Origin of the sequence: Kitasatospora sp. NPDC096077 (assembly GCF_040303245.1) — a bacterium.
Classification (GTDB): Bacteria; Actinomycetota; Actinomycetes; order Streptomycetales; family Streptomycetaceae; genus Kitasatospora.
In genome coordinates, this window is record NZ_JBEOSV010000005.1 from 194,247 (window position 1) to 207,836 (window position 13,590).

The 13,590-nt window shown below is 73.4% G+C and carries 9 protein-coding genes; 4 read left to right on the forward strand and 5 right to left on the reverse strand.

Annotated elements, in window-relative coordinates; all coding sequences use genetic code 11:
• The first annotated feature begins 32 nt into the window (after positions 1-32).
• Together ABTZ03_RS07770 and ABTZ03_RS07775 are read left to right on the forward strand one after the other, a co-directional pair.
• Entirely contained in the window at positions 33-482 is a 450-nt protein-coding gene (locus ABTZ03_RS07770; protein ID WP_350511962.1) for a MarR family winged helix-turn-helix transcriptional regulator, read from the forward strand.
• Positions 483-684: 202 nt separating this feature from the next.
• On the forward strand, positions 685-2,181 hold the full coding sequence (locus ABTZ03_RS07775; protein ID WP_502894414.1) for an MDR family MFS transporter: 1,497 nt from the start codon (positions 685-687) through the stop codon (positions 2,179-2,181).
• Positions 2,182-2,299: 118 nt separating this feature from the next.
• Here ABTZ03_RS07775 and ABTZ03_RS07780 read toward each other — a convergent pair whose 3' ends face one another.
• Both ABTZ03_RS07780 and ABTZ03_RS07785 read right to left on the reverse strand, forming a co-directional pair.
• Positions 2,300-2,554: a hypothetical protein gene (locus ABTZ03_RS07780; protein WP_502894408.1), complete on the reverse strand. Its 255-nt coding sequence runs from the start codon at positions 2,552-2,554 to the stop codon at positions 2,300-2,302.
• Positions 2,555-2,583: 29 nt separating this feature from the next.
• Entirely contained in the window at positions 2,584-3,768 is a 1,185-nt protein-coding gene (locus ABTZ03_RS07785) for an inorganic phosphate transporter (protein ID WP_350511964.1), read from the reverse strand.
• A 382-nt stretch (positions 3,769-4,150) separates the two neighbouring features.
• On the opposite strand from ABTZ03_RS07785, the gene ABTZ03_RS07790 reads away from it, so the two are divergent.
• Positions 4,151-5,719 carry an NlpC/P60 family protein gene (locus ABTZ03_RS07790; protein ID WP_350511965.1) on the forward strand — a complete coding sequence of 523 codons (1,569 nt, stop codon included), beginning with the start codon at positions 4,151-4,153 and terminating at the stop codon, positions 5,717-5,719.
• A 65-nt stretch (positions 5,720-5,784) separates the two neighbouring features.
• On the opposite strand, the gene ABTZ03_RS07795 is transcribed toward ABTZ03_RS07790, so the two are convergent.
• The gene (locus ABTZ03_RS07795; protein WP_350511966.1) at positions 5,785-8,070 is read right to left on the reverse strand and encodes an FdhF/YdeP family oxidoreductase; all 2,286 of its coding nucleotides are present in this window, start codon (positions 8,068-8,070) and stop codon (positions 5,785-5,787) included.
• A gap of 140 nt (positions 8,071-8,210) precedes the next feature.
• Between ABTZ03_RS07795 and ABTZ03_RS07800 the strand changes: the two genes are divergently transcribed.
• On the forward strand, positions 8,211-10,058 hold the full coding sequence (locus tag ABTZ03_RS07800) for a serine/threonine-protein kinase (RefSeq protein WP_350511967.1): 1,848 nt from the start codon (positions 8,211-8,213) through the stop codon (positions 10,056-10,058).
• Between the two features lie 25 nt (positions 10,059-10,083).
• Here ABTZ03_RS07800 and ABTZ03_RS07805 read toward each other — a convergent pair whose 3' ends face one another.
• Positions 10,084-12,009: an FAD/NAD(P)-binding protein gene (locus ABTZ03_RS07805; protein ID WP_350511968.1), complete on the reverse strand. Its 1,926-nt coding sequence runs from the start codon at positions 12,007-12,009 to the stop codon at positions 10,084-10,086.
• Positions 12,006-12,959 (reverse strand): amino acid ABC transporter permease, encoded by a 954-nt coding sequence (locus ABTZ03_RS07810; RefSeq protein ID WP_350511969.1) that lies wholly within the window; start codon positions 12,957-12,959, stop codon positions 12,006-12,008. The genes ABTZ03_RS07805 and ABTZ03_RS07810 overlap by 4 nt, the downstream gene beginning before the upstream one ends.
• Between the last annotated feature and the right edge of the window lie 631 nt (positions 12,960-13,590).

The following is a 13,590-nucleotide window of genomic DNA, read 5'->3' on the forward strand; positions in this document are numbered from 1 at the left end:
CTCGGCCACTGCCGCTGGGCGATACTGACGCGGTGACGGACGAGGAAGCCCTGGTGGCGGTGGAGCGCGAGGTCGGACTGATGTTCCGGCGGGGGCGCGCGAGAGTGGCGGAACTCTCACGCCGGGTGCACCCCGAGCTGGAGGGCACGGCGTACAGCATGCTCGGCTACATCGAGCAGGCCGGGCGGGTGCGGGTGACGGACGTCGGGGTGCACTTCGCGGTCGGCAAGGCCACCGTGAGCCGGCAGATCCGGGCGCTGGAGGAGCTCGGACTGGTCGCCCGGGAGGCGGATCCGCTGGACCGCCGGGCGGCGCTGGTCTCGCTCACCGAGGACGGGCGGCGGCGCTACGAGGCCGCCCGGGATGTCCGGATGCGGCGGGTGCGCGAGGTGATGGGCGGGTGGTCGCGCGAGGACGTGGACCGCTTCGCCGAGCTGCTGCACCGGTTCAACGAGGTGATGGGGGAACCGTCGGAGGAGTGAGTCGCAGGTCGGGCCCGCGGGCTTTACTGGAACTTGAAGAAAGTTGCCTAAGTCAACCATCCAGGTCTATGGTTGCTTAAGGCAACGAATTTTCATGTGCGCATCCCCTGCCCCCGTACTCCGCCCGCCTCGCCGAAGGACCCAGATGACCGCGACCACCCAGGCCTCGACCGGCGCCGCAGCCGCCGTCGACGACCGACCGATGACCCACCGGCAGGTGATGGAGGCACTGTCGGGTCTGCTGCTCGGCCTGTTCGTGGCCGTGCTCTCCTCGACCATCGTCTCCAACGCCCTGCCGCACATCCTCACCGACCTGCACGGCGGCCAGTCCGCCTACACCTGGGTGATCACCGCGGCCCTGCTCACCATGACCGCGGCCACCCCGATCTGGGGCAAGCTCTCCGACCTGGTCAGCAAGAAGCTGCTGCTGCAGATAGCCCTGCTGATCTACGTCGGGACCTCCGCGCTGGCCGGACTCTCGCAGAACACCGGTGAGCTGATCGCCTGCCGCGCCCTCCAGGGCATCGCGGCCGGCGGTGTGGTCGCGCTCGGCCAGATCTGCCTGGCCGCGATGGTCCCGCCGCGCGAGCGCGGCCGGTACAGCGGCTACTTCGGCGCGGTCTTCGCGCTCGCCACCATCGGCGGCCCGCTGATCGGCGGCGTCATCGTGGACACCTCCTGGCTCGGCTGGCGCTGGTGCTTCTACGTCGGCATCCCGTTCGCGCTGCTCGCGATCGTGGTGGTGCAGCGCACCCTCAAGCTGCCGGTGGTCAAGCGCAAGGTGAAGATCGACTACCTGGGTGCGGTGGTCATCACCGGCGCGGTCAGCCTGCTGATGATCTGGATCACGCTGGCCGGCACCAACTACCCGTGGCTGGGCTGGCAGACCGCGGTGATGGTCGGCGGCGGCCTGCTGCTCGGCGCGCTGGCCGTCGTGGTCGAGCGCCGCGCCGCCGAGCCGATCATCCCGCCGGACCTGTTCAGGTACCGCACCGTCACCCTGGCCGCGATCGCCAGCGTGCTGGTCGGCGTCGGGATGTACGGCGCGACCACCTTCCTCAGCCAGTACTTCCAGCTGGCCAAGGACAAGTCCCCGACGACGGCCGGTCTGATGACCCTGCCGATGATCCTCGGCCTGGCGGTCTCCTCCGCGGTGGCCGGCCGGCTGATCACCAAGTACGGCAAGTGGAAGGCCTACCTGGTCACCGGTACCGCGCTGCTCGCGATCGGCTTCGCCCTGCTCGGCACCGCCCGGGTCGACACCAGCTACGGGCTGCTCTCCCTCTACATGGCGATCACCGGCGTCGGCCTCGGCCTGACCAGCCAGAACCTGGTGCTCGCGGTGCAGAACACGGTGCCCCGCAACGAGCTCGGCGCGGCCAGCTCGGTGGTCACCTTCTTCCGCACCATGGGCGGCGCGATGGGCGTCTCCGCGCTGGGCGCGCTGATGTCCAACAAGGTCGGCCACTACCTGGCCGAGAACCTCGCCGCGGCGCACATCCCGGCCGGGGCGGCGGCCTCCGGCGGCGGCATCCCGGACCTGTCGAAGCTGCCCGCCCCGATCCTGCCGCTGGTGACCGACGCCTTCGGCCACGGCGTGGGCACCGTCTTCCTGTGGGCCGCGCCGTTCGCCGCGCTGGCCTTCGTCACCGTGCTGTTCATCCGGGAGACCGCGCTGCGGACCACCCAGGAGGGCTGACCGGGCGTCGGGGACACGCGCGACGGGCCGGGGAGTGCGGAAGCACTCCCCGGCCCGTTCGGCGTTTCCGGCGGTCCCTGGGCCCTGGCCCGGGCGAGGACCGCCGGAAGGACTACGGCTACGGCGCGGCGATCAGCACCAGGCCGTACACCACGGCGGCCGCGCAGACCGCGAAGCAGGCGTAGGCGCCGACCAGCAGGGCCGGCTTGCCGCCGCCGGCCGTACCGGTGCCCGCCTCGCCGGTGCCCGCCGCGGCCTCGCGGCGGGACAGCGCCAGGATGCCGAGGGCGAAGACGGCGACCACGGCGACGGTGACGCCGAAGCTGATGCCGGCGGTCTGGGCCAGCGCGTTCCACTTGATGTGCAGGGTCATGGGGAGTGCTCCTCGGTCTGCGGCGGCGGTCAGGCCGCGACGGTGGTCGAGGCGGGGGTGGGGGAGGCGTTGGCCGGGGTGGTCGGGGTGACCTCGACCGGGGTGACCTCGGGGACGTCGTTGACGTTGTCCGCGCCCACCGGCTGACGGCGGGAGATCATCCACATCGCGGCCGAACCGGCCACCAGCACGGCGCCGACCAGGACGACGCCCCAGGTGCCCTGGCGGGCCAGGACGGCGGCGCCGCCGGAGACCAGGCCGGCGGCCGGCAGGGTCAGGCCCCAGGTGTAGACCATGCGGCGGACCAGGCTCCAGCGCAGCTCCGGCTTCGGGCCGCCGAGGCCGGCGCCCATGATGCCGCCGGTGCAGACCTGGGTGGTGGAGAGGCCGAAGCCCATGTGCGAGGAGGTCAGGATGACGGTGGAGACGGCCGACTCGGAGGCGAAGCCCTGCAGCGGCTTGATGTCCGCCAGGCCCTTGCCCATCGAGCGGATGATCCGCCAGCCGCCCATGTAGGTGCCGAGCGCGATCGCGCCGCCGGCCGAGACGATCACCCAGGTGGGGGGGAGCGCGCCGTGCGGCAGGGCACCGACCGAGACCAGGGTCAGGGTGATGATGCCCATCGTCTTCTGGGCGTCGTTGGTGCCGTGGGCGAGCGAGATCAGCGAGGAGGAGAAGATCTGGCCGGTCTTGAAGCCCTTGTCGGTGGCCGCGGAGTTGCCCTTGCGGGTGATCGCGTACGCCAGCTTGGTGGCGCCCCAGGAGGCGAGGCCGGCGACGATCGGGGAGGCGACCGCCGGGATGATGATCTTGGAGATCACGGTGTCGAAGTTGACGCCGTTCATGCCGACGCCGACGATCGTGGCGCCGATCAGGCCGCCGTACAGGGCGTGCGAGGAGCTGGACGGCAGGCCGCGCAGCCAGGTCAGCAGGTTCCAGAGGATCGCGCCGGCCAGGGCGGCGAAGATCACCTCTGGGTGGATGCCGGCCTTCTCGTTGACGATGCCGCCGGAGATGGTGGTGGCGACCTTCACGGACAGGAACGCGCCCGCGAAGTTCAGCAGGGCCGCGATGGTGACCGCGACCTTCGGACGAAGGGCTCCGGTCGCGATCGCGGTGGCGGACGCGTTCGCGGTGTCGTGGAAGCCGTTGGTGAAGTCGAAGGCGAGCGCCGTGATGATCACAACGGCCACCAGGAACGAGATGTGTTCCATACCCAAACAATCGTCGTAGTTGTCGCACTGACAGTTGCTGACGTCGCGACCGTAGGTCTGTCTGGTGAACGGAAGGTGAACTGGGCCGGGAATCGTGGTTCCGATGGTGGCCCGGCGATGGCTGGAAGCTTTCGGAGGGGTGACATGGGCCGCGTTGAGCTGGACATTAGCGGAGAACGCCCCGGTTCGCCCCCGTTTGCTGAGAGCTGTCTCACAGGTCGCCCAGAGATCAACGGATCATCTACAGATCAATCGAGAATTAACCTCTCGGTCCGCGTGCGCTCTGTTTCCGCCGAGTAACCCGTGGGAGGATCTGCGGGATCGTCCGGGGGGAGCCCCGGTCGGCGTCACCGGGGCAGGGCAAGGCGGGGAGGACCAATCCATGGGCGGGGCTGCACAGCGCACGGAAACGTCGGGCGTACGCCCCTGGGTGCGGGCGGCCCTGCGGTGCGGAGCCGTTCTCGCGGCGGCCGCGCTCGCCCTGCCGCTGGCCACCCAGGCCGCCTACGCCGCACCCGACCCGGGCACCGGCGTGGCCGTCTCCCCCGGGGGCGACCCGCTCGCCGAGGCCAAGGCCACCCTCGGGCCGCTGCTCGACCAGCTGCACGGGCTCTACCAGAGCGCCGAGCTCGCGACCGAGCAGTACAACGGCTCGGTCGCCAAGGTCAACGAGCAGCAGACCGCGCTCACCGACCTCCAGGGCAAGCTCGACCACCAGCAGAAGCAGGTCGACGCCGGGACGGACATCGCCTCCCAGCTCGCCGCCGCCCAGTACCGCAACGGCGCCGCCTCCGCCTACGCCGAACTGCTGCTCTCCAAGGACCCGTACGAGGCGGTCACCATCGCCGAACTGCTGGCCACGGCCAGCCGCTCGCAGTCCGAGTTCCTGGACAAGCTCAAGGCCGACCGGGAAGCCCTCGACGGACTGAAGAAGCAGACCGAGGACGCCCTCAAGGCCTCGCAGGCGCTGGTCGCCCAGCAGGACGCCGCCAAGGCCAAGGTCACGGCCGACCTCGCCGGCGTCGAGCAGCTGGTCTCCTCGCTCACCGGCGCGCAGCGCACCGAGCTGGAGCAGCTGGAGAAGGCCAAGGCCGACGAGGCCCAGCTCGCCTTCCTCGCCTCCGGAGCCCTCGGCAAGGGCGAGCGCACCCCCTCGCTGGCCGGTCGCGGCGCCGTCGCCTTCGCCCTGGCCCAGCTCGGCAAGCCGTACCTGTGGGGCGGCACCGGGCCGGACTCCTACGACTGCTCCGGCCTCACCTCGCAGGCCTGGCTGCACGCCGGCAAGCCGATCCCGCGCACCAGCCAGGAGCAGTGGGCGCAGCTCCAGCACGTGCCGCTGAACCAGCTGCGGCCCGGCGACCTCGTCGTCTACTTCCAGGACGCCTCGCACATCGCGATGTACATCGGCGGCGGACTGGTCGTCCAGGCGCCGCGGCCGGGCGCCTTCATCAAGGTGTCGCCGATCGGCTCGATGCCGATCCTCGGGGCCGTCCGGCCCGACCCGGACGGCACGGCGGACGACGCCGGCGGCGCCTGGAAGGTGCCGGACCTGCCGAAGGGCTGGGACTCCGTCACCCCGATCGCGCCCAGCCCGGCGCCGTCCAACCCCGCGCCGTCGACCCCGGCGCCCGGCGGCACCCCGGCGACGCCCGCCCCGGGCGGGACGCCGTCCACCGGCACGCCCACCCCGACCGACCCGGGCACGCCGACCGCGCCGACCACGCCGTCCACCGGTACGCCGACCGAGACGCCGACGGGCACCCCGACCGGGACTCCCACCGGGACTCCGACCGGTACGCCCACCCAGACGCCGACGCAGACCCCGACCGGCACCGGCACCCCGACCGGGACCGGCACTGGCACCGGCACCCCGGGTGCCACCGGCTCCTCCGGTGCCTCCGCGCCGGGCAGCCCCACCGCGACGCTGCCGCTGGGCGGCCTGCCGCACTGAGTCGACCCGAGGAGGCCGCCCGACGTCCGGTGACGTGGGGCGGCCTCCCGGCTGTCCGGGCGGGGTCAGGCGGTCGGCGCGCTGTCGGGTTCGAAGCGGATGACGACGGCCTTGGAGGTGGGGGTGTTGCTGATGTCCGCCGTGGAGTCGAGCGGGACCAGGACGTTGGTCTCCGGGTAGTACGCCGCCGCGCCGCCTCGGGCGACCGGGTAGTGGACGACCCGGAAGTGCGGGGCGCGGCGTTCGCTGCCGTCCGTCCACTCGCTGACCAGGTCGACGTAGCGGCCCTCGGCGAGGTCGAGTTCGGCGGCGTCGGCGGGGTTCACCAGCACCACCCGGCGGCCGCCCTTGATGCCGCGGTAGCGGTCGTCGAGGCCGTAGATCGTGGTGTTGTACTGGTCGTGCGAGCGCAGGGTCTGCAGCAGCAGCCGGCCCGGCGGGACCTCGGGGGCGGTCAGCGGGTTGACCGTGAAGTTGGCCCGGCCGGTGGCGGTGGGGAAGGTGCGGGTGTCGCGCGGACCGTGCGGGAGGGTGAAGCCGCCGGGGCGGCGGACCTTCTCGTTGAAGTCCTCGAAGCCCGGCACCACCCGGGCGATCCGGTCGCGCAGGGTGTCGTAGTCGGTCGCGAAGTCCTCCCACGGCACGGTGTCCCGCGGGCCGAGGACGGCGCGGGCGAGCCGGCAGACGATCGCGGTCTCGGAGAGCAGGCCGGGGGCGGGCGGGCGCAGTCCGCCGCGGGAGGAGTGCACCTGCCCCATCGAGTCCTCGACGCTGACGAACTGGGCGCCGGCGCCGGTGACGTCCCGGTCGGTGCGGCCGAGGGTGGGCAGGATCAGGGCGCGGGCACCGGTGACCACGTGCGAGCGGTTGAGCTTGGTGGAGACGTGGACGGTCAGCCGGCAGCGCCGCATCGCGGCCTCGGTGACCTCGGTGTCCGGGGTGGCCGCGACGAAGTTGCCGCCCATCGCGAAGAAGACCCGGACCCTGCCGTCGCGCATCGCGCGGATGGTGTCCACCGAGTCGAGGCCGTGCTCGCGCGGCGGCTCGAAGCCGAACTCGTTCTCCAGCGCGTCGAGGAAGGCCTTGGCGGGGCGCTCGAAGATCCCCATCGTCCGGTCGCCCTGGACGTTGCTGTGCCCGCGGACCGGACAGACCCCGGCGCCGGGGCGGCCGACGTTGCCGCGCAGCAGCAGGAAGTTGACCACCTCGCGGATGGTCGGCACCGCGTGCTTGTGCTGGGTGAGGCCCATCGCCCAGCAGACGATGATCTTCTTCGAGGCCAGCACCCGCCGGCCGAGCTCCTCGATCTGCTCCCAGGGCAGACCGGTCGCCGCGAGTACCTCGGCACGCTCGGTCTGCAGCACCTGCGCCTCGAACTCCTCGTAGCCGTGGCAGTGTTCGGCGACGAAGGCGCGGTCGACGCCGTCCTGCTCCACGATCATCCGGTTGAGCGCGCGGAACAGTGCGAGGTCCCCGCCGAGCCGGATCTGCAGGAAGAGGTCGGTCAGCTTGGTGCCGTGGCCGACCAGGCCGCTGGCGTGCTGGGGGTTCTTGAACCGCTCCAGGCCCGCCTCCGGCAGCGGGTTGACGCTGACGATCGTCGCCCCGGCCCGCTTGGCGCGCTCCAGCGCGGAGAGCATCCGGGGGTGGTTGGTGCCCGGGTTCTGGCCGGCCACGATGATCAGGTCGGCCTGGTAGAGGTCCTTGAGGCCGACGCTGCCCTTGCCGACGCCGAGCGTCTCGCCGAGCGCCGAACCGGACGACTCGTGGCACATGTTGGAGCAGTCCGGCAGGTTGTTGGTGCCGAGCCGGCGGGCGAACAGCTGGTACGCGAAGGCGGCCTCGTTGCTGGTGCGGCCGGAGGTGTAGAAGGCGGCGCCGTCCGGGGTGTCCAGGGCCCGCAGCTCCTCGGCGATCAGCGCGAAGGCGTCGTCCCAGGAGACCGGCCGGTAGTGGGTGGCACCCTCGTCGAGCAGCATCGGCTGGGTGAGCCGGCCCTGCTGGCCCAGCCAGTAGCCGGAGCGCTCGGCCAGGTCGGCGACCGGGTGGGCGGCGAAGAACTCGGCCCGGATCCGGCGCTCGGTGGCCTCCTCGGCGACGGCCTTGGCGCCGTTCTCGCAGAACTCGGCGGTGTGGGTCTTGTCCGGCTCCGGCCAGGCGCAGCCGGGGCAGTCGAAGCCGTTCGGCTGGTTGACCTTGAGCAGGGTGGCGAGGGTGCGGCGGGCGCCCATCTGCTCGGCCGCCATCCGCAGGCTGTGGCCGACGGCGGGCAGGCCGGCGGCCGCGTGCTGGGGCGCGGACACCTCGGGGGCGTCCTGCACCGGGTCGCTCTGCGGGGCCTGCTTGGCCATGACTGCGCTCCTCGGGCTCTGCTGCTGGCGGGCCGCCGCACCGTCGCGGGGCTCCCCGTCCATCCTTCCACCTGGGCCGGTGGCGGGGGAGGGCCGTCGGTAGAGTCGATCCGTACGCAGCCGATCAGGGGGAGGGGTACGTGCGCGTCGGTGACGTCCTCGACGACCGGTACGAGCTCCGGGAGAAGCTCGGTCAGGGCGGGTTCGGGGTGGTGTGGCGGGCCCAGGACACCAGGGTGCGGCGGCCGGTGGCGGTCAAGGTCATCCGGCACGACGACGGCGACCGGGCGAAGGCCGCGCTGCGGTTCGCCCGGGAGGCGTCGGCGGCGGGCAACCTGTCGCACCCGCACATCGTCACCGTGCACGACCTCGGGCACGCCGAGGCGGACGGTGAGCAGCTCACCTACCTGGTGATGGAGCTGCTCACCGGCCCCACCCTGACCCAGGTGATCCGGGACGGCCGCCCGGAGCCGCAGCAGGGCCTGCGCTGGGCGCGGCAGATCTGCGAGGCGCTGTCGGCGGCGCACGACGCGGGCATGGTGCACCGGGACATCAAGCCCGACAACGTGATGATCGGCGAGGACGGCCTGGCCAAGGTGCTGGACTTCGGTATCGCCCAACTGGACGTCGGCGCCGGCGGGTTGACCACCACCGGGACGGTGATCGGCAGCCCGCCGTACATGGCGCCGGAGCGCTGGACCGGCGGCCGGGTGGACGGGCGGGCCGACCTGTACGCGCTGGGCTGCGTGCTGGTCGAACTCTTCACCGGCAAGCGGCCGTTCAACGGGGACTCGACGCCCGTGCTGATGTACCAGCACCTCGACGCGCCACCCCCGGAGGTGGATCCGGAGAAGTATCGGCTCCCCCGCCAACTGCCGCCCCTGCTCGCCCAGTTGCTGGCCAAGGATCCGGCCGACCGGCCGGTCGACGCCCGGACGGTCGCCCAGCGGCTCGCCGACCTGGCGGAAGGTCGGGAGCCGACTCCGGCGGAGCTCCCCGTGGCGTCCCCCGCGGTCCGGACCGTGAAGGACCGGGTGCCGCCGGCCCCGCCCGTCCAGCCGGTCCGGCGGCGCGCCCAGCCCCGGGAGCCCCGGGGGCCGAAGCTGCGCCCGGTGGGCCGACCGGCGCTGCTGTACCCCCAACCGGTGCCACGGGCCGCCGGGGCCGGGCGGCCCGTCCAGCCGCCGGTGCCGGTCGAGGACGCGGCGGCCGCCCGGGCCCGGCTGGCGCAGACCGTACGGGCGGCGCGGGACGAGCGGCCCGCACCGGCCGCGCACCGGTTGCGGCCGGTGCTGGAAGCCGCCGTGCGGGCGCTCGGCGGAACCGATCCGGAGGTGGTCGCCGCCCGGCGGGACTTCGCCGGGTACCTCGGGAGGTCCGGCCGACCGGTCGAGGGCTTCCGGCAGCTGGACGGCCTGATCGAGGAGCTGACCTCGGCGCTCGGGCCGCTCGATCCGCTCGTCCTGGAGGTGCGGTACGAGCTGACCGTACTGGTCCGGGAGAGCGGCCAGCCGGTCACCGCGATCCGCCTGCTGACCGCGCTGCTGCCGGCGCTGAGGTCGGTCCGGGGTCCGCGCGGCCCGCTCGTCCTCCGGGCCGGGACCGACCTCGCGGCCTGCCAGGCCCGGCGCGGCGACTACCCGGGTGCGGTGGCCCGGCTGGAGGAGCTGTTGCCCCAGCTGGTCACGGCCTTCGGCTCCACCGACCGGCGCTGCATGCGGGCCAGGGTCGACCTGGCGGAGTACCGGAAGCGGGCCGGGGTCCTCCGCGCGCCGGGCCGGATCGCCCGGGCCTGGCGGGTGCGGATCGACCGTGACCAGGTGCTGCGGCTGGTCGGGTGGATCCGGAAGGCCGGCGGGGAGCCCGTCCCGGAGCTGGTCCGCGAGCTGGAGCGCGGGACGGGCGTCCGGGGTGCCGGGGAACGGGTGGCCGCCGCGCCGGACTTCGTCACGGACGAGGACCTGGTGGTGGAGATCTTCGGGTCCTGACCGCCCCGGCCGGTCCGGGCCTGGCTCACCCCACCAGCGTCCCCGCCGGGAGCGTCGCCAGGGCCCGCAGCAGTGCCCGGGCGGCGGCGTCGTTCTGCCGGAACCCCGGTGAGTTGGTGCGCGGCCGGGCGAAGGCGGCGGCCGCGCGCAGGTTGGTGTGCGGGCCGAGCGCGGTGCGGCGCGGGTGCGGAGCGCCGCCCAGGGCGGGGTCGAGCAGTCGGCTGTCGGCCGGGTCGATGGTGACCAGGCCGGAGCGGTGGGTGTGCTCCCGGTCGCTCAGCACCTCCTCCACCACCCGCCCGGCGCGGTGCAGTTCGCCCAGCACCGGATCGAGGGTGCGGGCCAGCGCGTGCCGGGGCAGGTAGGCCTCGACCAGCGCGGTGGCGGTGACGGTGTGGCCGGGCACGGTGGCGCCGGAGGCCCGCCAGGTGCCGGTGGGCTCGTCCCGTTCGACCCGTACGCCCGCGCCGAGGAAGCGGACCACCCCGGCCTCGGAGAGGGCGAGCAGTTGGCGCAGCCGGAAGCCGGGCGGGCCGGAGGCCAGGAAGCTGAAGTAGCCGAAGAACCAGCCGTCCACCTCCTCGGCGACCGAGCGGGCGGTGAGCCGGCCGCCGGCCAGCAGTCGGGGCAGCTGGCCGAACAGCGAGAGCAGGGCGAGGAAGGCGCCCAGGTCGGCGCTGTGGGCCGGGTCGGCGCGGCGGTCGACGTCGGCGGTGACGTATCCGCGCAGGTGGGCCTGGAGCTCCTCGGTGGAGCCGAGTTCCAGGCCGGCCAGGGGGTGGTCGAGCCGCTCGAAGTCGATCCGGTCGGCCGGGTCGGGGACGGCCTCGGCGACCAGGGCGGCGAGTTCGGGGGAGTACCAGTCGTGCCGGTCGTACCGCTCCAGGAACTCCGGCCAGGGCAGCGCGGTGCGGTCCGGGTGGGCGTGGAACAGTTCGTGGTAGTGCCCGAAGCCGATCTCCTTGGCCATCAACGGCCAGGCGTCGCGCCGCAGTTCGAGGGTCCGGCCGGTGGCGAGCAGGGCGTCCACGGCGGCGGCGTCGAAGTACCGGGGGAGCGGGGCGGGCGGTCCCTGGAGCCGGTAGCCGGTCTTGGAGTGGTACGGGACGCCGCGCCGGGAGCCGAGGTGCAGCACCGGTTCGCGGCCGGACGGCAGGTAGCGCAGGGCGGGTCCGTCGCCGGTGGGCTCGAAGCGGCCGCCGCGGCCCTCGGTGAGCATCGCGACCAGGTCGACCGAGGCCAGGCCGAGGCCGCGCAGCACCACCTGCTCGCCGGGGGCGATCCGGTCCAGCCGGGCCTCGATGTCGGCGGAGTAGGCGGGTGGGAGGTGGAAGCGGTGGTGGCGGGCGGCGAACTCGGCGTCGGCGGCGTACCGGGGGTGCGGGGCGGAGTCGAGGTGGCCGAGGGTGAGGGTGACGTGGTCGGCGGTGAGCGTGCCGCCGTCCAGGTGCACGGTCTGCGGTCCGTCGGCCGGGCCGTCGATCCGCCGTACGGTGTCCCGGTGCACGGTGACCGTGATGTGCGGCGGCAGGTCGGCGACGGCGCGGCGGAACACCCAGTCCAGGTAGGCGCTCTGGGCGCGCCGGGTGGGGAAGTCGGTGGGCGCCAGGTCGCGCAGCTCGGCCCGTACGGCCGGGTCGTCGACCTCCCGGTGGGGCGCGAACTCGTGCTGCCGCAGGGCCCATTCGGCCAGTGAGGGGCCGGGGCGGACCGGGCCCTCGATGGTGGCGCGCTCGTCGGTGAACATGGTGACGTCCTCGGCCATCGAGTTCATCCGCAGCAGCGGGGACTGCTCGTGGCGCCAGATCCGGCCGGCACCGGGCGGGTACGGGTCGACCAGGTGGATCTCCAACGGCCGGTCGGCGGGCAGGAGTTCGGCGGCGTTGGCGGCGATCCGCTCCAGCAGCCCGGTGGCGCGCGGCCCGGCGCCGACGATGACCAGGGACGTCATGCCCGGACCACCCGCCCGAACGCGGCGCGGGCGCGTTGCAGCGGGGTGGCCGGCCGGCCGTCCCGGCTGGCACCCTTGGCGAAGTGCCGCTCGACGTAGTACTGGCCGACGGACAGCACGGTGGTGACCACCAGGTACCAGAGGGTGGCGACCATCAGCATCGGGATCACCCGGTAGGACTGCAGGTAGACCAGCTGCACCGAGTAGAGCAGGTCGGAGACGGCCAGCACGCTGACGATGCTGGTGCCCTTGAGCGCGCCGATCAGCATGTTCCCGGCGGTCGGCACGATCGCGCGCATCGCCTGCGGCACCACGATCCGGCGCAGCACCCGCCACCGGCCGAGCCCGAGCGCGGCGGCCGCCTCCAGCTGGCCGCGGTCGACGGAGAGGATGCCGCCGCGGATCACCTCGGCGGCGTACGCGGTCTCCAGCAGGGTGAGCCCGATGACGGCGGTCAGGGTGGGGCCGATCAGGTTGACGGTCTTCACGGTGATGAACTCGGGGCCGAAGGGGATGCCCAGGCCGAGGGTCGGGTAGAGCGCGCCGATGTTGAAGAAGAACAGCAGTTGGACCAGCGGCGGGGTGGCCCGGAAGATCCAGATGTAGCCCCAGGCGAGCGTGCGCAGCACCGGGTTGGTGGACATCCGCATGGTGGCGAGGAGGGTGCCGAACACGAAGCCGAGGGCGAGGGTGACGCCGGTCAGCCACAGCGTCAGGCCCAGGCCGTCGAGGACCGAGCGGGCGGTGAACCACTCGGCGACCACGTCCCACTGGAAGGCCGGGTTGCGGATCACCGAGCCGACCGCCATCGCGGCCAGCAACAGGGCGACGGCCGCGGCGATCCACTGTCCGGGCTTGCGGCGGGCGACGATCCGGGCCTCGGCGGCCGGTGGCGGAGGTGGGCCGTCGGTGCGGGCGGGGGCGGGCAGGAGGTCCTGCGGGGTGGCCATGGCGGCGGCTCCTGGGCGGAGTGCGGGCGGGGAGGGGTACGGGCGTGATCACGTACGCGGGACCCTCGGACGCCGGCCCGCGTCCCTCAACGCGGCCGGCGCACGGCACTGCACTCCGCTGCGATCGTACGCATGCGCGATCGACGGCTGTCAAGGGTGGCCGGCGGGCGGGCGGGGCCGTTCGACGGCCGCGCGCAACACGTCGGACATGCGACAGGAGATCGCAACAGTGCGGCAATGATGGATGGTTGACGGACCAGTCGGCCGACTGCTCAACTTGAGGCCATGTACGCCGAGCAGCCCCTGGTCACCCGCGACCACATCGACTTCGGTCGGGTGTGGTCCGCGGCGTGTCGCGGCTGACCCGGCAGCGGGCCGCTCGTCCGGCCTGATCCTCCCCGGCCCCGGTCACCTCGGGGCGCCCTCCCTCGGTGTGCCCCGTCACGGGCCGGGAGCCGACCTCCACCGCGCCGACTGACGCATCGTCAGAATCGCCATGCCGCCCGGCACTTCGCCGACCCAGCGCTGCACTCCGGCAGTTCCCCTCGCCCTCGCTCCGTGCTCGACGGCCGCCCCGCCGCGGCCGCCGCCGGGCTGCCCACCCGCGGCCCGGCCCAGCCCACCCCGAAAG